25 protein-coding genes are annotated in these 23,977 nt (G+C 58.0%); 11 read left to right on the top strand and 14 right to left on the bottom strand.

Features of this window, described 5'->3' with window-relative positions; translation table 11 throughout:
• Positions 1-111 precede the first annotated feature (111 nt).
• The 5 genes from KX729_RS31760 to KX729_RS31740 all read left to right on the top strand — a co-directional run bounded on the left by KX729_RS31760 (position 112) and on the right by KX729_RS31740 (position 3,459).
• Positions 112-846, top strand: a complete 735-nt coding sequence (locus KX729_RS31760; RefSeq protein ID WP_219746454.1) for an SDR family NAD(P)-dependent oxidoreductase — start codon at positions 112-114, stop codon at positions 844-846.
• A gap of 51 nt (positions 847-897) precedes the next feature.
• Positions 898-1,650: an SDR family NAD(P)-dependent oxidoreductase gene (locus KX729_RS31755; protein ID WP_219746453.1), complete on the top strand. Its 753-nt coding sequence runs from the start codon at positions 898-900 to the stop codon at positions 1,648-1,650.
• 24 nt (positions 1,651-1,674) lie between these two features.
• On the top strand, positions 1,675-2,274 hold the full coding sequence (locus tag KX729_RS31750) for an NADPH-dependent F420 reductase (RefSeq protein WP_219746452.1): 600 nt from the start codon (positions 1,675-1,677) through the stop codon (positions 2,272-2,274).
• A gap of 33 nt (positions 2,275-2,307) precedes the next feature.
• A complete protein-coding gene (locus KX729_RS31745) occupies positions 2,308-2,721 on the top strand; it encodes a nuclear transport factor 2 family protein (RefSeq protein ID WP_219746451.1) in 414 nt (137 codons plus the stop codon).
• A 102-nt stretch (positions 2,722-2,823) separates the two neighbouring features.
• On the top strand, positions 2,824-3,459 hold the full coding sequence (locus KX729_RS31740) for a class I SAM-dependent methyltransferase (RefSeq protein WP_219746450.1): 636 nt from the start codon (positions 2,824-2,826) through the stop codon (positions 3,457-3,459).
• Between the two features lie 232 nt (positions 3,460-3,691).
• On the opposite strand, the gene KX729_RS31735 is transcribed toward KX729_RS31740, so the two are convergent.
• A complete protein-coding gene (locus KX729_RS31735) occupies positions 3,692-4,375 on the bottom strand; it encodes a TetR/AcrR family transcriptional regulator (protein WP_219746449.1) in 684 nt (227 codons plus the stop codon).
• Positions 4,376-4,470: 95 nt separating this feature from the next.
• Between KX729_RS31735 and KX729_RS31730 the strand changes: the two genes are divergently transcribed.
• A complete protein-coding gene (locus KX729_RS31730) occupies positions 4,471-5,838 on the top strand; it encodes a cytochrome P450 (protein ID WP_219746448.1) in 1,368 nt (455 codons plus the stop codon).
• Between the two features lie 338 nt (positions 5,839-6,176).
• Here the strand turns inward: KX729_RS31730 and KX729_RS31725 are convergent, their stop codons facing one another.
• Positions 6,177-6,401 carry a hypothetical protein gene (locus KX729_RS31725; RefSeq protein ID WP_219746447.1) on the bottom strand — a complete coding sequence of 75 codons (225 nt, stop codon included), beginning with the start codon at positions 6,399-6,401 and terminating at the stop codon, positions 6,177-6,179.
• Between the two features lie 160 nt (positions 6,402-6,561).
• On the opposite strand from KX729_RS31725, the gene KX729_RS31720 reads away from it, so the two are divergent.
• Positions 6,562-6,690: an SDR family oxidoreductase gene (locus tag KX729_RS31720; RefSeq protein WP_219746446.1), complete on the top strand. Its 129-nt coding sequence runs from the start codon at positions 6,562-6,564 to the stop codon at positions 6,688-6,690.
• Between the two features lie 426 nt (positions 6,691-7,116).
• On the opposite strand, the gene KX729_RS31715 is transcribed toward KX729_RS31720, so the two are convergent.
• Complete coding sequence (locus tag KX729_RS31715) at positions 7,117-7,539, bottom strand: winged helix-turn-helix transcriptional regulator (RefSeq protein WP_219746445.1); 423 nt, start codon at positions 7,537-7,539, stop codon at positions 7,117-7,119.
• 95 nt (positions 7,540-7,634) lie between these two features.
• Here KX729_RS31715 and KX729_RS31710 point away from each other — a divergent pair, with 95 nt between their 5' ends.
• Positions 7,635-8,363 (top strand): SDR family NAD(P)-dependent oxidoreductase, encoded by a 729-nt coding sequence (locus tag KX729_RS31710; protein ID WP_219746444.1) that lies wholly within the window; start codon positions 7,635-7,637, stop codon positions 8,361-8,363.
• A 192-nt stretch (positions 8,364-8,555) separates the two neighbouring features.
• Here KX729_RS31710 and KX729_RS31705 read toward each other — a convergent pair whose 3' ends face one another.
• From KX729_RS31705 to KX729_RS31695, 3 genes are read right to left on the bottom strand one after another with little or no spacing between them, the layout of a single operon-like run.
• On the bottom strand, positions 8,556-8,945 hold the full coding sequence (locus tag KX729_RS31705) for a limonene-1,2-epoxide hydrolase family protein (RefSeq protein ID WP_219746443.1): 390 nt from the start codon (positions 8,943-8,945) through the stop codon (positions 8,556-8,558).
• Positions 8,946-8,967: 22 nt separating this feature from the next.
• On the bottom strand, positions 8,968-9,570 hold the full coding sequence (locus KX729_RS31700; RefSeq protein WP_219746442.1) for an NADPH-dependent F420 reductase: 603 nt from the start codon (positions 9,568-9,570) through the stop codon (positions 8,968-8,970).
• Between the two features lie 39 nt (positions 9,571-9,609).
• Complete coding sequence (locus KX729_RS31695) at positions 9,610-10,371, bottom strand: SDR family oxidoreductase (protein WP_376776112.1); 762 nt, start codon at positions 10,369-10,371, stop codon at positions 9,610-9,612.
• 103 nt (positions 10,372-10,474) lie between these two features.
• On the opposite strand from KX729_RS31695, the gene KX729_RS31690 reads away from it, so the two are divergent.
• The gene (locus KX729_RS31690; RefSeq protein WP_219746440.1) at positions 10,475-11,404 is read left to right on the top strand and encodes a LysR family transcriptional regulator; all 930 of its coding nucleotides are present in this window, start codon (positions 10,475-10,477) and stop codon (positions 11,402-11,404) included.
• 345 nt (positions 11,405-11,749) lie between these two features.
• Here KX729_RS31690 and KX729_RS31685 read toward each other — a convergent pair whose 3' ends face one another.
• On the bottom strand, positions 11,750-12,901 hold the full coding sequence (locus tag KX729_RS31685) for a mandelate racemase/muconate lactonizing enzyme family protein (RefSeq protein ID WP_219746439.1): 1,152 nt from the start codon (positions 12,899-12,901) through the stop codon (positions 11,750-11,752).
• Between the two features lie 6 nt (positions 12,902-12,907).
• Complete coding sequence (locus KX729_RS31680) at positions 12,908-13,645, bottom strand: FadR/GntR family transcriptional regulator (RefSeq protein ID WP_219746438.1); 738 nt, start codon at positions 13,643-13,645, stop codon at positions 12,908-12,910.
• Between the two features lie 160 nt (positions 13,646-13,805).
• Between KX729_RS31680 and KX729_RS31675 the strand changes: the two genes are divergently transcribed.
• A complete protein-coding gene (locus tag KX729_RS31675; protein WP_219746437.1) occupies positions 13,806-15,098 on the top strand; it encodes an extracellular solute-binding protein in 1,293 nt (430 codons plus the stop codon).
• 141 nt (positions 15,099-15,239) lie between these two features.
• Entirely contained in the window at positions 15,240-16,166 is a 927-nt protein-coding gene (locus tag KX729_RS31670; protein WP_219746436.1) for an ArsR/SmtB family transcription factor, read from the top strand.
• A gap of 20 nt (positions 16,167-16,186) precedes the next feature.
• On the opposite strand, the gene arfA is transcribed toward KX729_RS31670, so the two are convergent.
• From arfA to KX729_RS31640, 6 genes are read right to left on the bottom strand one after another with little or no spacing between them, the layout of a single operon-like run.
• Positions 16,187-17,734 carry an arabinosylfuranosidase ArfA gene (gene arfA / locus KX729_RS31665; RefSeq protein WP_376776114.1) on the bottom strand — a complete coding sequence of 516 codons (1,548 nt, stop codon included), beginning with the start codon at positions 17,732-17,734 and terminating at the stop codon, positions 16,187-16,189.
• Between the two features lie 50 nt (positions 17,735-17,784).
• Positions 17,785-18,672: an ABC transporter ATP-binding protein gene (locus KX729_RS31660; protein WP_219746434.1), complete on the bottom strand. Its 888-nt coding sequence runs from the start codon at positions 18,670-18,672 to the stop codon at positions 17,785-17,787.
• Positions 18,669-19,736, bottom strand: coding sequence for an ABC transporter ATP-binding protein (locus KX729_RS31655; protein WP_219746433.1), 1,068 nt, complete (start codon positions 19,734-19,736; stop codon positions 18,669-18,671). Before KX729_RS31655 ends, KX729_RS31660 begins: the two co-directional genes overlap by 4 nt.
• The gene (locus tag KX729_RS31650) at positions 19,736-20,596 is read right to left on the bottom strand and encodes an ABC transporter permease (RefSeq protein WP_219746432.1); all 861 of its coding nucleotides are present in this window, start codon (positions 20,594-20,596) and stop codon (positions 19,736-19,738) included. Before KX729_RS31650 ends, KX729_RS31655 begins: the two co-directional genes overlap by 1 nt.
• On the bottom strand, positions 20,593-21,600 hold the full coding sequence (locus KX729_RS31645) for an ABC transporter permease (RefSeq protein WP_219746431.1): 1,008 nt from the start codon (positions 21,598-21,600) through the stop codon (positions 20,593-20,595). Before KX729_RS31645 ends, KX729_RS31650 begins: the two co-directional genes overlap by 4 nt.
• 60 nt (positions 21,601-21,660) lie before the next feature.
• Positions 21,661-23,559, bottom strand: a complete 1,899-nt coding sequence (locus KX729_RS31640; protein ID WP_219746430.1) for an ABC transporter substrate-binding protein — start codon at positions 23,557-23,559, stop codon at positions 21,661-21,663.
• Positions 23,560-23,977: the final 418 nt, after the last annotated feature.

The raw sequence follows: 23,977 nt of genomic DNA, 5'->3' as shown, positions 1-23,977 counted from the left end.
GATATGCGCCAATGCGCACTCACCGCCGAGCGCCGGCGGACCCACATCGGGGCTGTCGGAGGATGTCTCCGCAAAGCGATGACCTGACACGCGACACAAGGATGGAATGACATGACCAGATTGGATGGAAAGACCGTCGTGATCACGGGGGGCGCCACCGGTATTGGCCTCGCCGCCGCCAAGCGCTTCATCGAGGAAGGCGCCTTCGTCTTCATCTACGGGCGTCGGCAAGAAGCACTCGATGCGGCTGTTGCCGCACTTGGACCGATGGCCCGCAGCGTGAAGGGCTCGGTCTCCGATGAGGCAGATCTTGATCGGCTCTACGCGGCGGTCAAAGCCGAGCGAGGAAGCCTCGACATCGTCTTCGCGAATGCGGGGGCCGGAAGTCCGCTTCCTCTCGGCCAGATCACCACCCAGCACATCGACGAAACTTTCGACACAAACGTGAAGGGCACGATCTTTACGGTCCAGAAGGCGTTGCCGCTGATGGGCATGGGCGGTTCGATCATCCTGACGGGATCGAGCGCCGGGACCACCGGCGCCCCGGCATTCACCGCCTACAGCGCCAGCAAGGCGGCCGTGCGCAATCTCGCCCGGACCTGGGCGGAGGATCTCAAGGGTACCGGTATCCGGGTCAACGTGCTGTCTCCCGGTGCTACGGCGACCGAACTCGCCAAGGAAGCGCTTGGAGAGGAAGGCCAGAAGGCCTACGGCGCGATGACGCCGCTCCAGCGCATGGCCGATCCCGCTGAGATCGCGGCCGCGGCCGCCTTCCTCGCATCAGACGACAGCAGCTTCATGACCGCCAGCGAAGTCGCCGTTGATGGTGGCCTCGCCCAACTCTGACACCGGCGCGGTTCCGTGCCTCAACTCATCCACAACGAAGGACAAATGATCATGAACGCACTCAACGGTAAAATTGCAGTCATCACGGGCGGAAGCAGCGGCATTGGCTTGGCGACGGCTGAGCGTTTCGTGGAAGAAGGCGCGCAGGTGGTGATTATCGGGCGGCGCGAGAAAGCCTTGCAAGAGGCTGTAGCGCTCATCGGGAAAAACATAACAACAGTCGTGGGCGACGTCTCTCGCCTGGAGGATCTCGACCGCCTCTACACCACCGTGAAGGATAAGCACGGTCGTATCGACGTTCTCTTCGCCAACGCGGGCGCTGGAACTGTTGCGCCGCTCGCTGCAGCTTCGGAGGCCCATTTTGACCAGACCTTCGATGTAAACGTGAAAGGCATGTTCTTCACGGTGCAAAAGGCCCTCCCTCTCTTCAAGGATGGCGGTTCGATCATTCTGAACTCGTCGGTTTCGAACGTGAAGGGGTTGCCAGCGTTTAGCGCCTACGCAGCCAGCAAGGCGGCCGTGCGCAGCTTTGCGCGGTCTTGGACCATGGAGTTGTTGGACCGAAAGATCCGCGTCAATACGATGAGCCCGGGCGCTATCGAAACCCCCGCCCTGGCGACAACAACCGGCCTCACCGCCGAACAGGCCGAAGCGGCCGTTGCCCAGTTTACCTCACAGATCCCGATGGGTCGAAGGGGCAGGCCCGAGGAAATAGCGGCTGCGCTCACGTTCCTCGCCTCCGACCAAAGCTCCTACATCACCGGCATAGATCTCGCCGTTGACGGTGGTTGGGCACAGGTCTGACCCGGCGGCGACACGGAGAGCATTATGAGCTATGCAATAATTGGCTTCGGCCATATCGGTCAGGCGCTGGCCAAGGCGTTTTCCCGCAACGGTATCGAAGTATCTGTCGCAACCGCGCGCGATCCAGAAAGCTTTGCGGCCGAAGTGGCTGCGATCGGACCAAAAGTGATTGCCAAAACGCTAGCGGACGCGGTCAAGGCGGACGTCATCTTCTTGGCGGTTCGTTTCGAGGCGCATCCGGAGGTCGCGAAAGCGCTGGCGACCTGGCAGGGCAAGACGATCATTGATGTGACCAATGCCTTCGGCGTTCCCCCGGAGGAGCTAGGGGGACAGCCATCTTCTAAATTCGTCGCACAAGCCTTTGCCGGAGCAAAAATGGTCAAGGGCTTCAACCATCTCGGCGCTGCCACCCTTGCCCAAGATCCAGCCGTACCTGGTGGCAGACGGGTGGTGTTCCTGGCCAGCGACGACAACGCCGCCGCAGACGAGATTGGCGCGCTTGCGGAAAACCTTGGTTTCGCGCCGATCAAGCTTGACGGACTGTGGGAAGGAGGGCTGCTCGTCCAGGCGCGGGGCAAGAGTTGGGGACACCTGATCTTCGAGGACCTGGTGAAGTTCGCTTGATGGACACCACAGTTCAGAAACGGAGAAATTCTCATGAGCACTGAGAGGAATATCCAGACCGTGAAGGACTTTTTCGCCGCGATTGGGCGCGGCGACACGGAGGCACTGCTGGCGCTGGTCAGTGAGGACATCGAGTGGATCATTCCAGGCAAGGATTGGCCGCTGGCCGGAAGCTACCGCGGACACGTGGGTCTGGCGGAGCTGCTCGATAAGACATCCACATCGATGGAAACTGCTACGGAGCCCCGGGAGTTCGTGGCGAATGGAGAGCGGGTTTTCGTCGTTGGCTTCGCCAACGGGAAAGTCAAAGCCACGAACAAGCCGTTCGAGGATGACTGGATCTTCGCCATCACGGTCCGGGACGGCAGACTGACCAGCATCCGGGAATATGTCGACACACAAGCCCTGGCGCTCGCTGCAAAGACGGATGGGTCTGGGCCAGCGTAACGTCGCCGAGTGCCGCCATCGGCTCTGGACGAGCTGTCGACGATCTAATGGACGCCCCCGTCGCTCACTAGCCCGACTGAAACTCACCTACAGGAGATACTTATGTACACCCAATCAAAGCTATCCGAGTTGATCCGCTTCGCACGGGTCAAGGCCGGCTGCACTGTCATCGACGTCCATCCGGGGGAAGGCGACTGGACGCGGTTATTCTCCGAGACTGTGGGACCCGAAGGTCGGGTCTTCAGTTTCGTGCCAGCCGAAGTAACCCATTTTAAGAACGATCCGGTCGGCCACATGCGGACACTTGCCGATGAGCCTGGGCGAGAGAACGTCGAGGCCGTTTCGGCCGATCTCGTCGCAATGCCGGAGGTCACTCAACCGGCGGATGTTGTGTGGCTGCATCTGTTCTATCACGATCTTCACACCGCGCTGATGCAGGCCAGGGGCGCAACGGCTGCCAACTTCAATCGACCCGTCTTCGACCGGCTGAAGCCCGGCGGATATTACGTCATCGTCGATCACGCCGCCGACGCCGGAACCGGGACAAGCGATACCCAGTCACTGCATCGGATCGATCCCGCGGCTGTCCGCGCGGAGGTAGAGGCGGCCGGCTTCGTATTGGACGGGGAAAGCACAATGCTGGTGAACAATGACGATCCGCACTCGGCCAAGGTGTTCGACCCCTCGATCAAGGGCGAGACTGATCGTTTCGCTTATGGGTTCGTGAAGCCTTTATGAAGCTGCCGATATCGATAAGCATGGACCGGCGCAGACCGGTCAATTCGGCGCCCGCCGGGGGTGCTAAACCTGACGACCGGCTCAGAAAGCTCGTGCACTAAGACCAGCACGCGTTCATCGTGCTGGACCCGCCGAAGGCTCTGAGTGGCACTTGATTACTTTCGATCAAAGATCTGACGCGGGCGACGGGCAACAGGAGCAAGCGTCAACAAGGCTATCCTGGCTTTGACGGTTATTTGTCGCCCTGAGCAAAAGACCGGCTCAGCAGGACTTCCAGCTCGATTTTTGCCTCATCCGACAGGTACGGCTTGAACAAGCTGGCGACCTGCTTGAGCCCCCAATCGAGATGCCGTGCTTCCAAATCGTCGATGCCCTCCTGAAGGCTCAGATATACGGCCCAGTATGTCGATACGATCCAGACGTTCGCAAGTAGTTGCGGCGTGTCCTCATCCGGTACGATGAGCAATCGTGCCTCGCGCATCTGACGAAGCATGCCTTCGACGACGACCCGCATGCCCGTGCTGAGGGCGCGCGTCGGTTCGCGCAAGGATGGACCGATAGCGAGAATGCGCGGCAGATCGCGGAATATATAACGATGGCTCCAGACGACCGAAAACCAGCGGCGCATGAAACCAGAGAAAATGCCAGGATCGGTCCTTTCATTCGAAGCAGCCTCGACCATGAAGCTGGCCGCGTCGGCCTCAAGTCGTTGAAAGAGCGCTTGGAGAAGCGTTTCCTTGGTCTTGAAGTAGTAATAGAGGTTACCTTCGTTGATGCCCACCGTCCGAGAGATCTCGGCGGTCGTCACGCGATCAGGCCCCTTCTCATTAAACAGGCCCAGAGTGGCATCCAGGATCCTATCCCGGGTGCTACCCCGCTCCGCCTTCGATAATTCGCCGGTCACCGCCGTTTTCATCATCACCCCTTGTAAAGGTAAGGTGCTCACCTTAATTCATAAGGTACGCACCTTAGAGCTACATCAACATCAGTGAACCGGCAAGGATTTAAGCCATGGACGGCACCGTTGAAAATCGCAATAAACTGAAAACCACTTTTCCCCTAACGCCGCAGTCAACGCTCGGCGCACTGCTTGCAATTGTGCGCAATCCGCTCGACGCCCTTCCACCAGCGATCTTCACGGAACCACTCGTGTTTTCGAAAACCGCTGGAGAGCTGAAGGTCTATCTTGCTGATCCCGCGCTGATCCAAGAGGCGCTGGTCAAGAATGCAGAAGCGTTGGGAAAGGGCGATCAGGTTCGCCGGGCGCTCGGGCCAGCACTCGGCCTAGGTCTCCTGACCGCGGACGGGGCGCATTGGAAATGGCAACGGCAGTCCGTCGCTGGTGCATTTCGGCACGATAAACTACTGGAACTTCAGCCGACCATGTTCGCGGCCGCGGCGCGCACGCGCGACAGGTGGATCGAGATGGGCAATGGATCAGTCGATATCGGCCACGAAATGATGCAGACCACATTCGACATCATTGTCGAGACGATGATGTCCGGCGGCCATGGCATCGAGGTTGAGCGCGTCGAGAAAGGTATTTCTGATTTCCTCAGGCCGACCGGCTGGACGTTTGCGCTCGGACTTTTGCGCGCGCCCGAATGGATACCCTATCCCGGTCGCGGCAAGGCAAAGACCGCCGTTAAATTTCTACGATCCAGCCTGCTGAACGTGATCGAGGCCAGGCGCGGACACCCGGACGAGCGCCGCGATCTCGTCAATAAGTTTCTGTCAGCATCCGACCCAGAGACCGGCCGCACGATGAGCGACGAAGAAATCGTTGACAACCTCATGACCTTCATCACGGCTGGCCATGAAACGACGGCACTTGGGCTGGCATGGACGTTCGATTTGCTGGCCCGGCACCCGGAAATCGAGACAAAGGTTCTCGACGAGATCGATACGGTGACGCAAGGTGAGCCGTTAAATGCGGAGCTTGTGTCTAAACTGACCTACACGCGGCAGGTCTTCTCGGAAGCGATGCGCCTCTATCCGCCCGCACCGATCATCACGCGCACTGCCTTGCAGGATTTCAGGCTTGGCGAATACCTCATTCCAGCGGGAACCGTGCTGATCATACCGATCTACGCGGTGCACCACCACGCATCTCTCTGGTCAGATCCTGAGATCTTCAACCCGGATCGCTTCGACCCGGAGGCCGCTAGGGCACGGCATCGCTATTCCTATATCCCGTTTGGTGCTGGTCCGCGCGTCTGCATTGGCAACGCCTTCGCGGTCATGGAAGCCGTCGCTATTCTCGCCACGCTTCTTCAAAAGGTTCGTCTTGCCGCAACCGAGCCCCAGCCTGCGAAACCGATCATGAAAGTGACGTTGCGACCGGATCGGGCACAGCGCATGAAGCTGATATTGCGCTGAAGGACCTTTCAGGAGAACCACGGCTGCGGAGGAGCATTTCCATGCTCACATCTGCGCAAAAGTTCCACTTATGCGGCCGGCATTTAGGATGCCGAGTATTGTGCTTGCTGATACCGCGATGGTAGAGCAGACGCCGATGAACTGCATCGTCACACCGATCGCTTCGTTTGGAAATAGAAACCGGCCCGTAAGTGAGACCGAAGACGGTTTCGGCAACGATGGCCGTCCCTACACCGCCGATTGCACAGCGCCGCTAAATGGGCGAGTAGACGTAAGACGCACATAAACGGCAGCGCGATCATACGGCGGCTGCTAGACTTAACGAAAGGGCCGATACTTTAGAGTGAAACCGGCCGCTCGTATTTGAGCGATGGCAGTAGCACCAAATCCGCCGCTTCCTCTGCATCTTTAAGAAGCGTATTGCGCGGCGCGCCCAACTGCGCGTGCATCGTCAGACCACGGGCAAGGTCGATGACCTGGCGCGCGCGTGTGGCGACAGGAAAGTCAGACGCCCGCTTCGACGCCGTCGCGGAAACGACGCTCCACGAGCGCCACGCCGCCATCGGGGCACGCCCGCGCCGCCACGTGCCACGCAACCAACGAACTCAAGGATCGGAAGATTAGGACCAATGTGTTGAGCCCTGGCGCGGTCGGTACGCCCATGTTCGATGGCCAGTTTCCATCCAAGAGGGTGCCGCCGAAGCCAGGCAGCAGATTACTGCGATGACACCTTTGGCGCGCCTGGCTCGCCCCGAAGAGATCGCATCCGCAGCTTTATTCCTCGCCTCGGATCTCAGCAGCTACATTGCCGGTATCGACCTTCTGGTCGATGGTGGCCTGACCGCCGTCTAGCCCATGCGGCACTTTGACGAGATCATCGAGCTGGCTGTCCAACACCAAGGCGGGCCAGAGGCGTTCGAACGAATGCTCGCTGAAACCCGACCTATGCGCCGCATGCCGCTCTGCACCTCTCCCACGAGCTCGGCGCCAGCGATACTTCCGGAATTCGCGACTTCCTAACGCTGAAAGCCTTACCAATCTGATGCCGGTACCAATGAACCCGATCAGATAGGGCTGATCATCCGCAATACCGCCGACGGAAAAGAGCAACTGGTCCGTGCGCGCTTGGGACTGCCCTCCCCGCGCTTCGTGCTCGAAAAGGCCGCCCAAGCCGATATCTGTTCCGCCAAGGTTCTCGCCGTAGAGCGAGGTCCGTTTGCCATCCTCCGACCGCTTTACGGTCACGCCCCATGCTCGCGTCGGCCGATACCGGTCGAGCTAGTCTCGATCCCGATCGTATTTTTCTTGCGCGCGTTCAAGCTCCGGACCGTAGTTCATGGCCCACGCATAAAGCGCCTCGAACGGTTGCTGAAGGGAGCGACCGAGCGAAGTAATAGTATACTCGACGCCGACGGGCGTCGTCGTGGTAAGCACTTCACGGCGAACGAGGCCATTGCGCTCCAAGCGCTTCAATGCGTCGGCGAGCGCTTTGTGCGTGATCCCGTCAAGGCGCCGCATGATCTCGTTGAAGCGTGACGGCCTACTACACAAGACTGTCAAGATCAGGATCGACCATTTGTTTGCGATCTGCTCTAGCACCGGCCTCGCTCTCTCAACGTCAAGCAAGGCCTCAGCTGTGACAGCTTTGTGGCTTTGAGATGAGCAAGCTTTGATAAGCATACCCTCGCTGGCTGCTGGCATCGATATACTCCTCGATATCTGCTTTACATATAGTGCGTAATTGACCGTAGATATAGGGCCTATATCTTTAGGCCATCATTATTGATGGAGTTTACATGAGCAGATTAGCAAACAAGATTTCTCTCGTGATTGGCGGTGTCGGTGGCATCGGCGGAGCCATTTCTCAAAGGTTCGCCAGAGAGGGAGCGCAGGTCTACGCGACAAGCCGCAAGGGTCCGGAGAGCACACCAGAGTCAGCCGGCATGGGCAGAATCCACACAATCCAGGCGGATGCCAGCGACAATGCGGATCTTCAACGCGTGTTTGAGCAGATCCGATCGGAACGAGGCCGGCTCGACGTTCTCGTCGTGAACGCGGGCCTATCAGAATATGCACCCCTTGAAGACATTTCTGAGGATCATTTCGACCGGACATTCGGCCTGAACGTCCGATCCCTCGTGTTCGCGGCGCAGGGTGCCATCGACATCATGCAGCCCGGCGGAACAATTGTGCTGATTGGTTCCATCGCGGGCGATATCGGCACGAGAGGTTATGGTGTATATGGTGCGACGAAAGCCGCAGTCCGATCGTTCACACGCACATGGGCTAACGAACTTGCTTCAAAAGGCATTCGCGTCAACGTTGTCAGCCCCGGACCGACCGATACGGCAATGATGGCGGCGGCCTCGCAGGACATTCGAGACGCACTGTCAGGCATGATCCCTCTTGGGCGCATGGGCAGACCTGATGAGGTCGCCGCCGCTGCCCTCTTCCTCGCGAGCGACGAGAGCAGCTTTACCACAGGTGCAGAAATTGCCGTTGATGGGGGTATGGCTCAGGTCTGAGGCCTGCCTTAGAGAAGCGCAGAACCGACTTCTAATCAAGATTGCGTAGGCAGGGTAAACCGCGACCGGTTCTTCCCGATTGGTGAAGCAGCCACCATCAAGGTCACAGGATTGGCCGGTTTCTCGAGGGAAGGCAAAGCCTTCCCTCGAGGAAGTAAGGTGGCAGCAGCCATGTGGCAGATCTATCGGGCATTACCTCTGCAGCGCAGCCAGTTGCCGCTCGAAGTCAGCCGGGTCGAAATAGTCCCGCCAGACAGTGATGATCCCATTTTCGATGGTGAGCGTTCCCATGACCGGCAATGTTATCGTGCCTCCGCTCACATGCCTGAAGATATCCACCCGCTCGTTCAATACCACATTGCCCGATGCCGCAATGTGGCTCACCGTCCAGTCGACAGTGAACGACGTGCCGATCCCGAAGTCACGATGGAACTTGCGGACGTTTTCCCGGCCGACAATATCCAGGAATGGCACATTGTCGTAAAGAACATCGTCGGCAAGCATTGCCAGCGCCTCGTCGATACGGTTGGCGGTCCAGTGATCGAAGAAGGTCTTTGCTATCGAGATCAGATCGTTGGTCATGGCGTTGTCTCCAGCGTCGGGCTCAGGCGAACTTGACGAAGTTGATCGCCGGCAGCGCTCCGCCGGGGAATTGGGTGAGTTTGGCGCCGATCGAGATCGGACCAAGGTCGATCCCGGCAAAGCCGAGCCTGCCGATCAGCTCTGCAACCTCTGCCTTGGCCGAGGCATCGTCGCCGGAATAAAACAGAACGCGCGCTCCGCCTTCGGCATGAGGATCGGCCGCGACGAGAGCGGCAGACAGATGGTTGAAGGCTTTCACGACCCGCGCGCCGGGCACCAGATCGGCAACAATCTCCGTCGACAGGCGCCCGTTCAGTTCAGCCGGCTTGAACAGCGGTGCTTCGATCGGATTGTTCGCATCGATCACGATCCGGCCACCCCAGTCCGGCAATCCGGAAAGGGCGGCCGGAAGTTTCGACCAAGGGACGGCAATCAGGACGATGCCCGCCTGCGCTGCAGTTTCAATCGTTCCGGCCGAAATGTGTGGCGCGAGCTCACCAACGAGGCCGGACAGGCTTTCCGGGCCACGGCTGTTGGCGATCGTCGCTGCAATGCCACTACGTGCCAGCGCCCTTGCGAAGGCTGCGCCGATATTCCCGGCGCCGATGATACCGATACTTGTCATTGTCTTTATCCTTTTGGGTTTTGGATGTGCAGGCTAGGTTCAGGCGGACTGGCCGCCATCGATATTCAGCGTAGCGCCGGTGATGTAGCCGGCGTTCGGACCGACCAGGAATGCGACCGCCGCCGCGATATCCTCCGGCTGCCCATAGCGACCGAGCGCGGCAAGGTTCTTCAGCGTTTCTGCGAACGGCCCGTTTTCAGGGTTCATATCCGTGTTGATGGCACCAGGCTGAATGACATTGACCGTGATGCCGCGTGGCCCGAGATCGCGCGCCCAACCCCGCGTATAGGCGGCAACCGCCGCCTTGGTCGCGACATAGTCGGCAGCGCCGGCAAAGGGGATGTGGACGGCGCCGGTGGTGCCGATCGAGACGATGCGGCCGCCATCCTGCATCAAGGGCACCGCAGCACGGACCGCGGAGACGACACCCTTGACGTTGATGTCGATCTGGCGATCGAAGGCAGCGAGATCCGCGTTCTCATCCCCAACCAGTCCAGTGACAAAGACGCCCGCCGAATTGACCAGAATGTCGAGCCGGCCGAAGGCTTCATGCACTTGTCTGACCAAGGATACGACTTCAGCCGGTACAGCCTGGTCGGCCTTGAGGGCAAGCGCCTTGCCTCCGGCTGCCTCGATTTCCTTAACCAGGCTTTCGGCGCGATCGGCGGAGGCTGCGTAGCTGAAGGCGACAGCGGCCCCGTCTTGAGCAAGGCGCCGCACAATGGCTGCACCGATACCGCGGGAGCCGCCGGTAACGATCGCAGCTTTGCCTGCGAGGGGTTTCTCTGTCTTGGACATCATGTTCACTCCGTTTGGTTTGATGGAGTGAAGATGGATCTATTATTCTGTCTTGATTAGCGTGGAATGGGCGATATCAATTACAAGCAAAACTTGAAGGGACGCCATGGACAGCTTCTCCAACCTGCATTCCTTCGTACGGAGCGCCGAGCTCGGCGGTTTCTCGGCCGCGGCGCGACATCTTGGCCTCACACCCGCCGCTGTCAGCCGGAATGTCGCCGCACTGGAGGCCGCACTTGGCACGCGCCTCTTCCAGCGCAGTACGCGCAGCCTCACGCTCACCGAAGCAGGGGAACGCCTGCTGCTTTCGGTTCGCGACAGCCTTGAGAATCTTCAGACGGCGATGGCCGAGGCATCGGGTGACAGCCACCAACCGGCCGGTGTCCTGAAGATCAGCATGGGGCCGACCTTTGGTATCGGCTACATCCTGCCCATGCTGCCGGAGTTCATGTCGCGCTATCCAATGATCCGACCCGAATGGATGTTCGAGAACCGGGCGGTGGATTTGGTCGCGGAAGGCTATGACGCTGCGATCGGCGGTGGCTTCGATCTCGCCCCGGGCACCGTGTCGCGCACGCTGGCGCCGGCGCATCTCATCGTAGTCGCGTCCCCCGCCTATATGCGCGGCCGGCCAACACCGGTCGATCCCGCCGGACTGACCGATCTCGATGGCATCGTCATGCGGTCCTTGCGCACCGGCCGCATCACTCAGCGCCAGATACGCAACGCGGAGGGACTGGAACTGCCGACCGCCTTGAATCAAACGCTGGTGGTCAACGACCCCGCCGCAATGCGGGCGGCAGCCGTCCTCGGACTTGGAGTCACGATGATCGCCAAGCCGGATGCCCTGCCCTATCTGGGGCGAGGAGAACTCATCCGGCTTCTGCCGGGATGGTGGGTGGATGCGGGCCCTATCTCGATCTATTACGCGAACCGAACGCTCCTGCCCTCGAAGACACGCGTGTTTGTCGATTTCGTCGCCGAGGTGTTCCAAAGGGAGAGATATGCCGAGCGGTTTGCTGGAAGTCTCGGGTAAAGCGCGGTTCGTTTGCCTCGCCTTGATGGGAGTCGAACCGCCGACCCGCTGATGCTCGGCACCAAATCAGCCACTGGGTTGAAAAAGCGTTTGGCTGCCCGATAACTACTGAGATGACAATCCGCCGAGATCTGATTATCGATCGAAAACCATGCGTAGAAGTTATTTTTGTTGATTTAAATGGAAGATGGAGCGCCATTTGAGAATTCAAATGATGCCAAACTCAGCTTGTAAACGCATGGCACTTTAGGTGCCATGCGGCCTCGTCAATACCCGCGACTGGTAAGCGGCTCATTTGAACCGAGTCATACCGATGGCCGATCAGGCAACTGTTGCGTCACGCGGCTACCAGTTCGTAAAGCTTCCATCCAAGCGGCGCAGATGCGGTGGTTCGAAGAACTGGAACGGAAGCTTCCGAAGCGCGTCTTCATTGACTTCGACGCCAAGTCCCGGATCATTCGGGACATTGTAAAACGCCCCCTGCAGGTCGGGTTGCTTCGGAAACAGTTCGCGATCATCGAAGCCCAGTCGCTCGACAGGCGATGCGCGGCATTCCAGCCAGGCGAAATTCGGCACGGCAGCCGCCAGATGGATTGTGGCGGCGGTGCAGACAGGACCAAGCGGATTGTGCGGCATCAGGTCTACATAATGGGCTTCGCTCCAGCCGGCGACCTTCTTGGCTTCCGTCAATCCGCCGACATTGCAGATATCGATGCGGTTGAACTGGTGCAGATCGCCCTCGATATACGGCAGGAACTGCCATTTGGATGAAAACTCCTCACCGATGGCAAAGGGGATCGTTGTCAGCCGCCGCAACGCGCGATAGGCATCCGGGGTCTCGTCGCGGATGGGTTCCTCAAGGAAATCGAGTGTTCCGGCAGGCATCTTCTGGCAGAACGATGCGGCCTCCGCTACGCTTAACCGGTGATGATAGTCGATCCCAAGAACGACTTCGTCCCCAAGTTCTTCACGGGCCTTCACTATCCACCGTGCGGTTTTCGCAACAGATTCCCGTGGCTCGAAAATATCGGTGCTGTGTTGTCCGGCCGGGACGAACCGAATGCAGTTCCATCCTTTCGAGACCAGGATTTGGGCCTGCTCGATCATCTCAGGGCCAGGGTCGGCAGGCGCGGTTGCGAAAGCCGGTACACGCTCTCGGTGTTTGCCGCCCAGGAGTTGGTAGACGGGCACCCCGAGTGATTTGCCCAATATGTCGTGGAATGCGATATCCAGAGCGCCGATCGCAGCGGTCAATACGCGGCCGCCTTCGAAATACTGGCTTCGGTACATCTCCTGCCACAAGGCGCCGATCCGGCGAGGGTCTTGCCCGTATAGAAATTCGGCAAAATGTTCGATTGCCCTGACCACCGCCTTTTCGCGGCCGGTCAACCCTGCTTCACCCCAGCCATAAATCCCATCTGAAGTCGTTACCTTGACGAGGAGCTGGTTTCGGTGTCCAACTCGGGGCGTGAAGCATTCGATATGCGTGATCTTCATGATGACCTAATTATTCCTTCGGGATGGCGTCTTGCCGGAGTTTGCCGCAGCCTCCAAGCGGTCAGCCCCCTCGGAACCGCGAGCGATCATGGCCATTGCGATATAACGGGCCTCGTCCGCAAAGCCCCCGAAGATGGCATTGGCGAGCGCAAGGTGAATGGTGGGGTTGGGGTCGTAGACCAGATCACGCTCTGCGAGAGCAAGGTCTGCGTTGAAGAGGGTTCGCAGCATGACTTCCAGTGAACGCCCAAGGCCTTGGAGCAGACTGTTGTGGCTCGCGCGCAAAACGGCCAGATGAAAGGCGATATCCTGCTCGATTGCGGCGATCGAGGGGGCATTTTCCATAGTCCTGGCCATCAAAAGGATGTTCTCACGCTCCTCGATCGTTGCGTTCCGGGCAGCCATGGATGCCGCTCCGGGCTCGATCAGCTCGCGTAACTGAGCGACTTCCCGGCGGAAAACCGCATGCGAATTGCGATCCTTGAGTCTCCAGCGGATGATGTCGGCATCCAGTCCGTTCCAATCTTCGGCGGCGGCGACATGGGATCCGTAGCGCCTGGCGGTTCGAACGAGGCCCTTGCCTGCGAGAACCTTGACGGCTTCTCGAAGGGCATTTCGCCCTACGCCGAAATGCGCAGCAAGGTCTGCTTCCTGAGGAAGCTGCGCGCCTGGCGCCCATTCGCCCTCGACGATCGATCTGCCGAAACTTTCGACCGTATCCGCAATAACGCCTTTGGGAAGCATCCTGATCTCCTTATTGCAAAAGCTTTAGGTCCCATCTATGACTCAGTCAAGGTATCGAGGCAGCCCGATCTGGCTCAGTTGCAGAACTGAGAGAAGCTGTCGGCAAGCCGAGGTGCCAGGCAACGAGATCATTAGGCGTACAATCGGGAGGAAACGAATTATGAGCTTGAGAATTTCCACGAAATTTCTGAAAGCGACGCTGCTTTCCGGCGCCTTGGCTTCATTCATTCCGCAGGCCGTGATGGCCGAAACGGTTGTAAAATGGCTCCACCCGGAAGCTCAGCCGAAGGTCGTTGCCGTCTGGCGGGGAATTGCAGACGCTTTCGAGAAAGAGCACCCGGGCATCAAGATCCAGATGCAGTTCTTGGAAAACCAGGCTTTCAAGGCGAAACTGCCCACCCTTCTACAATCTTCCGATGCTCCCAGCATGTTCTACAGCTGGGGTGGTGGCGTGTTGAGAGCACAGGCGCAGACCGGGATGTTGAGGGATACGACGTCGGCACTCGAAGCGTCCAACGGCGCATGGAAAGCCTCCTTGAACGCAGCTGCAATCGACGGCCTTTCCAGCAACAACAAGGTCTGGGCAGCTCCCTTCAAGGTGAGCTTGGTCTCTTTCTATTACAACAAAGATCTCTTTGCCAAAGCGGGTGTCGACGCTTCCAAGATCAAGACCTGGAATGATTTCTTGAGTGCTGTGAAGGCGCTGAAGGGTGCGGGCGTCACGCCGATCGCCGGCGGCGGCGGCGACAAATGGCCTGTGCACTTCTATTGGGGTTACCTCGCTATTCGGGAGGCCGGCAAAGAAGGCTTCAATCAGGCGAAGTCCGGCAAAGGCGACGGCTTCTCTTCGGCGCCATTCGTGAAGGCGGGCGAGCATCTGGCGGAATTGGGAAAGATAGAGCCCTTCCAGGCCGGATATCTCGGTGCAACATGGAATGATGCTCTGGCAGCCTTTGGTAATGGTAAGGCAGCAATCATCCTGGGCTTTGAAAATACACCCGGCACGCAGGCGGTCAACGCCACCGACGGAAAGGGCCAGCCGACGTCCAATATCGGGCGCTTTGCGTTTCCCGTCGTTGATGGTGCGCCGGGTCTCGCAACCGACAATATCGGTGGCATCAACGGATGGGCGATCACTAAGAACGCTCCTCCGGAGACGGAACAATTCCTGCAATACCTGAGCTCTATAGGTCCCCAGCGTATTCTTGCCAAGGAAACCCGGATCCTGCCGTCCGCAAAGGGCGCGGCCGATGTGATTGATGAACCGACGGTGAAAGAGGCTGCGAATGCCGTCGCGGCAGAGACGTGGCACCAGAACTTCCTGGACCAGGATCTTGGACCAAGCGTAGGTGCGGTGGTCAATGACATGTCCGTGGAGATTGTCTCGGGGGCAATAAGCCCGGCCGACGCAGCCCAGCAGATCCAGGACGCCTTCGCTCTCGAAGCCCCCTGACCTGGATACCTCTGTGTTGAGATGACTGGTGCCGCCTTGTTTGAATAGAACAAGGCGGCTGATGTCATGGCGCGCGTTCAGATTTTGCTCTTACCAAATCAAAAATGCTGATACAGAGGATGGGCAACAGCAGTTTCGAGCATGAAGCCCAACTTTCTCACCATATCCGCAAATACGAGCAGCCTGGTACTAAAAGGGCTTGCGTCGCCCATTCGCATCAACATCCTGCAGCTTCTCCATGACCGCGGCAAAATGAACGTCAATGAGATCAGCGCCGCATTGTCGCTGCCGCAATCGACCGTTGCCGTGAATATATTGACGTTGGAAGAAGCCGGACTGATCGACACGCACTCGGTTAAGGCGACCAAGGGCAATCAGAAAGTCTGCAGCGCCAAGTATGATGAAATCATCGTGCGTTTCGACACCCCTGATAAGAAGCCGAACAGCAACCAGATCGAAGTGGCAATGCCATTAGGCCTCTTCACGAGTTGTGAAGTGTCGGCGCCATGTGGCCTTTGCTCGCCCGAGGGTGTTATCGGTCTGCTCGATGTTCCGGACTTTTTTCTGGACCCCGGCCGAGTTCAAGCCGCACTCATCTGGTTCGGGCGCGGCAATGTCGAATACAAATTTCCCAACAACGCCAGGCTTTTGAACTCCCCAATTGAGGCGGTGGAGTTTTCAATGGAGCTATCGTCCGAAGTTCCCGGCACGAATGTCAACTGGCCGTCCGATATCACCTTGTGGGTCAATGATCGCAAGATCGGAACGTGGACGTCTCCCGGCGATTACGGCGACAAGCGCGGGGTCTATACCCCGAAGTGGTGGAAGCTCGAAGGTTCACAATACGGCAAGCTAAAGACCTTCCGTGTTACCAAACAGGGCTCGTTCATCGACGGTGTCTCGATTTCCAGCGTCACCATCGACGATGTGGGTCTGGCCGATCATCATTCCATCCGGATGAAAATTGGGATCGAAGAAAATGCCCCCCATCCGGGGGGCATCAACATTTTCGGACGAGGTTTCGGCAATTACGACCAGGACATCGTCATGCGTCTTTATCTTGCCTAATCGACGTCATCACGGCGCAGTCATGCGGCAGCATTAAAGCGAACTACACTCCATGACGCCGGCGGAACCGTCACGGTTGTCCGACCGTTCCGTGTCTCAACGCTTTGCAGCTTGTGCGGGACGATCTTGTCCGGATCGTTCTTCGTGTTGCTCGCTTTAAGCTCTTCATGATGAAGCGTATGGGCGCGCTGCAGCCCCAAAGAGCCAAAACCGGTCGCGGCCACGTCGATTTGCATTTCTTCCGAAAGATGCCGGTTCAACATAAACATCGTGACGGTCTTGTCCGTCTCGGAATGCACCGCCGAGAACTTCAGATAAGGAACAGGGTCAATCTTGTCGTAGAGATCTTCTGTGTGGGTGGGATCATAATACTGGGTCGAATAGGTCGGGGTATCGACCTTCGCTCTCAGCACGTTTCCTCTGCCGAGGTTGCTGAAATCCGCGAAGGGGAAGAAGATCGTCTGGCGCCACGCCGGTCCTCCGGTCTCCGTCATGATCGGAGCGATCGCGTTGACGAGTTGGGCGAGGCAACCGGCCTTGACGCGGTCGGCGTGATTGAGGAGCGAAATGCAGGCGCCGCCGAATGCGAGCGCATCCTGCATATTGTATTCTTCCTCCAGGATCGGCGGAGCGACCGGCCAACCTTCCTTGACGCGATTATGCTCGCCACGCCGTGTGCGATACCAGACATTCCATTCGTCGAAACTCAGCATGATGCGCTTGCGAGAGCGCCGCCGTGCGGCCACAGCATCGGCGATTGCCACCACTTCCTCGATGAAGCTGTCCATCAGGTCGGGACTGGCGAGGAAGGAAGGCGTATCGTCGGCATAATTGTTGAGATAGGTGTGAAGGGATATGAATTCGACATGGTCGAACGTGTGCTCGAGCACGATCCTTTCCCAGTCGCCATAGGTCGCCATCTTACGGCCCGAAGAGCCGCACGCGGCAAGCTCGATCGTCGGGTCCGTCATCCGCATCATCTTGGCGGTCTCGGTTGCGATGCGGCCGTATTCTTCTGCCGTTTTTGCGCCCATCTGCCAGCCACCATCCATTTCATTGCCCAGGCACCAGAACTTGATGTCGTGCGGCGTCTCCCAGCCGTGTTGCCGGCGAAGGTCGGAAAGATGAGTGCCGGAAGGGTGGTTGCAGTATTCAAGCAAGTGACGCGCCTCGTCAGGCCCGCGCGTACCAAGATTGACGGCCAGCATCGGTTCGATGTCCGCCGCGCGGCACCAGTCCATGAACTCGTTGGTTCCGAAATGGTTCGTATCGACCGACTTCCACGCAAGATCGAGCCGGCGAGGGCGCTGTTCTACCGGCCCGACACCATCTTCCCAATTGTAGCCGGAGACGAAGTTGCCGCCGGGATAGCGCATGATGGTTGGATTGAGTTCCCGGACGAGATCCAGAACGTCTTTTCGGAAACCCTTCTCGTCAGCCGTCGGATGGCCAGGCTCAAATATCCCGCCATAAACGCAGCGCCCAAGGTGCTCGATGAACGCCCCGAAGAGTCGCTTGTCGGTTTCACCTATAATGAAGTCCCGGTCGAACCGGACTTGAGCCTCAATCATCTTAAATCCCTCTCAGTCACATGTAATGGGTGTCACCGCTCAAGCGGTCAGGATTGCGAATTGATGGTTTGTCGGTGTGGTGATGCTCGCGCCTGCTGGGATGCGGCGCTATCGCCAATCAGCACGCCTTGGCCGCGCGGATCTGGAGACAGGACGGCGGATTTCAGAAGCCTTGAATACTCGTGCTGCGGATTTTCCAGAACGACACGCGCCAAGCCGCTTTCGACAACCTCGCCCTTTCGCATGATGATGATCCTGTCGCTGACGTAATAGGCCGTCGCAAGGTCATGCGTGATATAGATGATCGAGACTTTCAGGTCGTCGCGAAGCGTGCGGAAAAGATTGACGATCGACATTCGCAATGAGGCGTCGACCATCGAGACCGGTTCGTCGGCGACGATCATCGAAGGACCCGGGATCAGGGCGCGGGCAATCGCGACACGCTGCAACTGTCCCCCGGACAATTCATGCGGAAAGCGCCCGCGGACCTCGCCGATCGAGAGGCCCACCTTGTTCAAAGCCGCATCGGCCGCCGCATCGAGCTGTGCCGGTGAGTGGGCATCGGTGAAATTTTTCGCCGTCATGTAAAGATAGCGATCGACCCGTTTCAGCGGATTGAATGCCTCGAAAGGGTTTTGGAAGATCGGCTGGACTTCCTTCATGAATCTTCGTCGCGCACCTCCACTACGGATCGACGCAAGATCCTGCCCTTTGAAGAAGATCGTCCCTGTTGTGGGCCGGATCATGTTGAGGACCATTCTGGCCAGCGTGGTTTTGCCGCTTCCGGATTCGCCGATGATCGTAAAAACCTGCGGCTCCTTGTCGTGGATATGGAAAGAGACATTATCCACGGCCCGAAATTCTTCGCGACCAAAAAGACCGCCGCGTTTATAGAGTTTCGTCAGGCTGTCGAGGTGCAGGAGAGGCGCGGTCATCTCGCCATCTCCAACGTTTTCGCCTCGCCCGATCCCTCATCGTTAGCCGGCTGCACTTTTGTGCTCGCAGCAAAGCATGCCACCCGGTGATCTTCGGCAAGCGTCGTCAGCGCCGGATTTTCGTGGCGGCAGATCTCCATGGCCAGAGGACAGCGGGGATGGAAGCGACATCCCTTAGGCGCATCGGCAAGGTTCGGCGGCGACCCACTCAATGCATTCCGCGACTGCGTGTCGCCGATTTTCGGCAGGCTCGCGATCAGATGAGCGGTATAGGGATGCATCGGATTGGCGAACACATCCGCCGTTCGCCCTTCCTCGACGAGCCTCCCGGCGTACATGATGCCCAGCCTGTCGGTGACATTGGCATGCACCGTCAGGTCGTGGGTCACGAAAATCATCGACGATCCGAATTCGCTTTGAGTCTCGCGGATCATCGCAAGCACATCCTTCTGGACGACGACGTCGAGTGCGGTCGTGGGCTCGTCAGCGATGATGAATTCCGGCTTGCAGAGGGTGGCGAGCGCTATGCAGACACGCTGCCGCATGCCGCCCGACAATTCGTGCGGGTAGGCACGAAGGATTTCAGCGGGCAGGCGCAATCGTTCCAGATGGTGTTTCACCGCCTGATCAAACTCAGCGCGTCCCAGATTCATATGCCGGAATGCAAAATCTTCGAACGTCTTGTGGATTCTTCGCACGGGATTGAGAACGTTCATCGAGCCCTGGAGAATGTAGGACAGATGCCGCCAGCGAATGGCGGATCGTTCCGCAGCGGGCATCGCATACAGATCACCCTTGATGAAGCTGTAGTTCACATGCCCGGCGACGATTTCAAGGGGCGGCCTGATCGCCGCGGCGATTGCCTTGATGAACGTGGTCTTGCCGCAACTGGATTCGCCGGCAACGCCGTAGACCTCATTTTTGCGAACGTGCATCGAGACCCCATCGACCGCACGCACTTCGCGATCTATGCCGAAATATCTCATGCGATAGTAGGCACGCAGATCATGCGTTTCCAACACGTGCGAATTATTCTGGACGGATGAGGCGGGGATCTGGGCCATCACGAATTCCCCATCCGATCGAGCCGGCTTCGCGGATCGATGTACTCATTCATGGAAATGGAGAGCAGGAAGAGCCCGATAAACGTCAGCGTCACGAACAGGGTAGGGAAGAAATACCACCACCAGATTCCCGACACCATTGCGCTATGCTGGTTGGCCCAGAAGATCATGCCACCGATGGTCGGCGTATCGACATCCGTGAAGCCCAGGACCGCAAGCGTGACTTCCAGCCCGATCGACCAGTTCATGTTGTTCATGAAAGTAGAAAAGACGATCGGCAGCACATAAGGCAGGTGCTCCTGGGTCACGATCCTCGGCATGGACATGCCTGAAAAGACGCTGGTGTTGGTGAATTCCCGCGTTCTCAGGCTGATCATCACGGACCGGATCAGTCGTGCATCATACGCCCAACCAAGTCCCGCCATGACAAGAGCAAGCACGAACCAGGTCATGTCGTCCCGCAGGACGAAGTAAAGGAGCACCAGAAGCGGAAACAGCGGAATGACGATGAACGTGTCGTTGATCGACATCAGAATACGATCGACAGCGCCTCCGACATAGCCCGATACCAGCCCGATCGCCAAAGAGAGAATACGGCTGATCAGCGCGACGATGAAGCCGAAGGCAAGCGTGTTGCGAATCGCGAAAGTCAGTTGCCAAAAGATGTCCTGGCCGCGCGAATTCGTACCGAACACATATTCTGTCGAGGGCGGTGCATCTAATGCGACCAGATAGGAATCGATCGGCTCGTAGGGCGAAAAGAACGACGCGACGGCGATGCCGAGGATGATCACCATGATCATGAAACCGATGGCAAACTCGCCGTTGTAACGGAAGAGGTCTCTGAATACGGCGATCATTGGCTCACCTGCACGCGAGGATCGATCAACGGGTAGATGATGTCGATGATGAAGACGGCGGCCGACACGGCGATGATGGCGATCGAGGTGATTCCGAGAACGAGCGAGTAGTCGGCTGCGTGAACAGCCTCGACCAGAAGGCGGCCTATGCCCGGATAGCCGAAAACCTGCTCGGTGATCACCGCTCCGTTGAAGATCGCACCGATCGACATCGCAAGTCCGGTAATCTGCGGCAGGAAGGCGTTGCGCATCACATAGGACGTCACCAGCCGCCTTTCCGGCACGCCGGCAAGCGACGCGTAGGTGACGTAATCGTCGGTGACGATATTGGAGACCAGAGCCCGCATGCCCATAAACCAGCTTCCGACACCGACAAGGATCAGCGAAAACGCGGGGAGGATGGAGTGGAGCAGAACACTGCCGAAGAACCGAAGCGTCCATCCGGGGTTCATGTTCATCTCATAGCCACCGCTGCTCGGCAGGATGGGCAGCATGAACGTGAAGACGATCAACAGGACGAAGGCAATAATATAATAGGGGACAGGATGAAGCCCCATCATGATCATGCCGATGATCCGCAAAATCCGGTTGCGATTGTAATAACCGGCCAAGCCGCCGATGACATTGCCGATGAACCAGCTCAAGATCGTGGAGACGGTCAGCAACCCGATCGTCCAGGGGATAGCTCTTCCAATCAGTTCGCTCACGGGTGTCGGGAAAGCCGACAGGGACGGGCCAAAATCGAGCACGGCAAGCCGTTGCCAGAAGATCAGATATTCTTCCCATAAATTATCGCCGACGCCGTATAGCTCGCGCAAAGATTGCCGCAGGAGCTCAATCGATTCCGGGCTGGAAAAGCCGAATGCGCTGACTTGCGCAACGGAATGCTCGACCGGATCGATCGGCGTCAGATGGGTGATCAGAAACGTGATGCTGATACCAACGAATACGACAAGCGCGAACTGCAAGACGCGTTTGCCCACGTAGATGACGTAGGATCGCATTGAGGCCTCATGTCCTGGAAAGAGGGTCCGCCCGGCGCTGGGACGACGGGCGGGCGCTGGTCACTTCGCCGGCTTCGTCGGTTTCAGGTTGACCATCATGTATTTCGTGTTGCCCCAGTTGGAGACCGGATTGGTATAGGGCTTGCTGGCGAGGCTCGGGAACCCGGTCCAATACGTCGTGTCCATGGTCGCGAACACGTTATAGGCCATCAGTGGAATGATCGGCATCTCGGTCGCCGCCAGCTTCAGATATTCGAGGCCGAGTTCCACGCCACGGGGATCGTCGAAATCGATCGTGCGGATCTCTTCGATGATCTTGTCCAGCCGCGGTTCAGCCCAGCGCTGCCAGTTTCGTGGCGGCTGCACCTTGCCGACATCGACGACGAACTGCGAATGCCAGCTGTCGAGGAAGAAGGACAAGTCCGGATGCCCGCCCCAGGTTTCGACGCTCCAGCCGATGAACGTATCGAAGTCGCCGACACCTCGGCGGTCGAGCATCGTTCCCTGAGCAACGTCGATATTGGCATCGATGCCGAAGCGTCGCCATTGCTGCGCAATGATCGACCCCGCCCGCGTCATGACCGGCCGCAGATCTCCTTCGACCATGACCTTTACCGTAAACGGCTGGCCGTTTGGCTGGAACCAGCGGTCGCCTTGTTTGGTGAAGCCAGCCCTTTGGAGAAGCTCGGCTGCAGCTTCGGGATCGGGTTTCCACCAGCCTCTGCCGAAGGCAGTTGCGATGTCCGCAGGATCCGACGGTATCTGCTCCTTGAGCGACGGCCGGAGCATGTCGGCGATCTGTTTGCCCATGGTCGGATCGTAGGGCTTGATCTTCCGCTTGCCGGTATCGAGCTCGAAGCCCGTCAGCCATTGCTCCATCGGTTCGAAATAATATTTCGGATAGAGCCCTGTAGGCGGCACCCCGATGGCCGAGATCGTCGCAGCACCTCGATAGGACGCCATGCTGACGGCTTTGATATCGATCAGCAACGCGAGTGCCCAACGGATATCCTTGTTTTGGAACTTCTCCAGCCGATGGTTGAAGATGACCGAAGGAAGCGTTGGATCCGGATGAGCGTAAGGGAAACCCTTGAACCAACTGACCGAAGACGGCGAATCCTTCGCAAGCGCAAACATGCCTTCAGGCGAAAGATCGTGGATGACGTCAAGCCGGTGGTTGAGCTGCTCGATGACTCGCTTCTCAGGCGGACCCGGATCGATATAGGCGAGATAGCCTGGGCCAGGTTCGCCATAGCGCGCGACTGTGGTCCGCTGCCAGTCTTCACGCTTCTTCCAGATGAACCATTTGCCGCCCCGGTCAAAATTGTGGAGCGTATAGGCACCCAGCGAGACCGGCGGATTGAAGTCGAATTTCAATACGTCAGTTACTTTTTCGAAGACGTGCTTCGGCATCATCCACATAGCGTTCCAGCGAACCGTGAATAGCGCGTGGAAGCGTGAGTTCGGCTTCTTGAGCTTGAAGAGAACCTCGGTCGGGCTCTTCTTCTCAATCGCCGCCACATTGACCTGGACCGGAGCGCTCCAGCGTAGGCCGCTGGTCTTCATGTGCGTCTCGATCGTGAACATCACGTCGTCGGCTGTGAATTCGACCCCGTCGCTCCAGAAAATACCGGAACGCAGCTTCACGGTCATTTCCGTGAAGGTTTTGTTATAGATCGGCTTTTCCGTCGCAAGGGAATTATCCCAAACGCCATTGATCCCATGGTCGGGATCAATATACCAGAAGGTGTCCATGACGTTCTGGTGAAGGCCGGTGGTTTGACCACCGGCGTTAATGGCCCATATATTGAACCATCCGGCATTCTTGATCGTGCCTTCCGGATTTTCCAGAATGAGCAACTGATCTCGGGGCAAATCATTGCCCGGCACCTGCGCAAGCGCAGGCCTGGTCGCGAGAAAAGTACCCGCAAGCCACATAAATGTCCTTCTCGAAAGCATGCCGTTTTCCTCCCAAATCCCAGCGTGCTCATCGGCTGTCCGAACGAAGTCAATGGTGAAGGATAAGAACGTCTAAGTCAACACAAATTATGATCTATATCACAAATATGGATATACAATGTAGTGGCTCGCCCTGCCTGAGCTTTTTGTCACTTTTTGTCGCGATATCGGAGAACGTAACAGCGAGCTGTTGCGGACGGAAAGAACTTCGCGGCGTGTCTAAACATCGAACAAAATTCTCCCGCCGGGCGCCAGTGTGGGGCCAGACAAGAGCAATTCGAAATCGTACGCTAATACCAGTTGTCACTGATGCTGACTCTTGGGGTTCCCAAAGCCGGACGAATCTGAATCGATGGCGCAAACAGGAGGTTTGCGATGGGTTCAGCGCTTTCATTACGGTCGGACTTCGACGGAGCCA

The sequence above is a fragment of the Neorhizobium populisoli genome (genome assembly GCF_019430945.1).
GTDB classification, from domain to species: Bacteria; Pseudomonadota; Alphaproteobacteria; order Rhizobiales; family Rhizobiaceae; genus Neorhizobium; species Neorhizobium populisoli.
This window is presented reverse-complemented; position numbering and strand designations above follow the sequence as displayed.